Source organism: Fulvivirga imtechensis AK7 (assembly GCF_000331535.1).
Classification (GTDB): Bacteria; Bacteroidota; Bacteroidia; order Cytophagales; family Cyclobacteriaceae; genus Fulvivirga; species Fulvivirga imtechensis.
Window position 1 is genome coordinate 1 of the sequence record NZ_AMZN01000005.1, and the last position, 1,419, is coordinate 1,419.

Annotated in this window: 1 protein-coding gene; it reads left to right on the forward strand. The window is 46.2% G+C overall.

Annotated elements, in window-relative coordinates:
• Window positions 1–1,419 (forward strand): PKD-like domain-containing protein (locus C900_RS01870; RefSeq protein ID WP_040495273.1); only part of this gene is annotated, 1,419 nt, incomplete at both ends.

Genomic DNA, 1,419 nt, shown 5'->3' on the forward strand with positions numbered 1-1,419 from the left:
CTCTTTAGATGATGATGGCGGAGTTATCAGTAGCTATGATGTAAATGCCGTAGTAGCCCCCGGATTGGGCGGTACAGCAAGCACAGCTAGCGGTACGACAGATGTGAATTTGATCTCTGGCGATATCTTTACAAATGGGACAGGAGGTCCTTTGGATGTAGTTTATACACTTATACCTTATATAGGCACATGTGCAGGCCCTGGCTTTACCATTACAATAACAATAGATGAGGCCCCTGTATTCACTGGCAATCTTGATGCTACGGTATGCTCTGGCGATGCTATAGGCGTTGTTTTGCCATCTACTGACGATGGTGGAGACGCTATCGGCAGTTATGATATTAGTGCCGTAGTAGCCCCTGGATTGGGCGGCACAGCAAGCACAGCTAGCGGCACAACAGATGTGAACCTAATTTCAGGCGATATATTTACGAATACGACAGGAGGTCCTTTGGATGTAGTTTATACAATTACTCCTTATATAGGCACTTGTGCAGGTCCTGATTTTACCATTACAGTAACGATAGATGAGGCTCCGGTATTCACTGGCAATCTTGATGCTACGGTGTGTTCGGGAGATGCAATAGGAGTTACACTACCCTCTTTAGATGATGATGGCGGAGTTATCAGTAGCTATGATGTAAGTGCGGTAGTAGATCCTGGTTTGGGGGGTACAGCAAGCACCGCGAGCGGAACCACGGATGTGAACCTGATCTCTGGCGATATATTTACGAATACGACAGGAGGTCCTTTGGATGTAGTTTATACAGTTACCCCTTATATAGGCACATGTGCAGGCCCTGACTTTAGCATTACAGTAACAATAGATGAGGCTCCTGTATTCACTGGTAATCTTGATGCTACGGCATGCTCTGGCGATGCTATAGGCGTTGTTTTACCATCTACAGACGATGGTGGAGATGCTATTAGCAGCTATGATGTAAGTGCAGTAGTAGCCCCCGGCTTGGGCGGCACAGCAAGCACTGCGAGTGGAACCACGAATGTGAACCTGATTTCTGGCGATATCTTTACAAATGGTACCGGCGGTCCTTTGGATGTAGTTTATACCGTTACCCCTTATATAGGCACCTGTGCAGGCCCTGACTTTACCATAACAGTAACGATAGATGAGCCGCCAATTTTTACTGGCAACCTTGATGCTACAGTATGCTCTGGCGATGCCATAGGCGTTGTTTTGCCATCTACAGATGATGACGGAGGTGCAATAAGTAGTTATGATGTAAGTGCGGTAGTAGATCCTGGTTTGGGGGGTACAGCAAGCACAGCTAGCGGTACAACAGATGTGAATTTGATCGCTGGCGACATATTTACAAATGCTACCAATGGTCCTTTGGATGTTGTTTATACAATTACACCTTATATAGGCACTTGTGCAGGTCCTGATTTTACCATTACAGT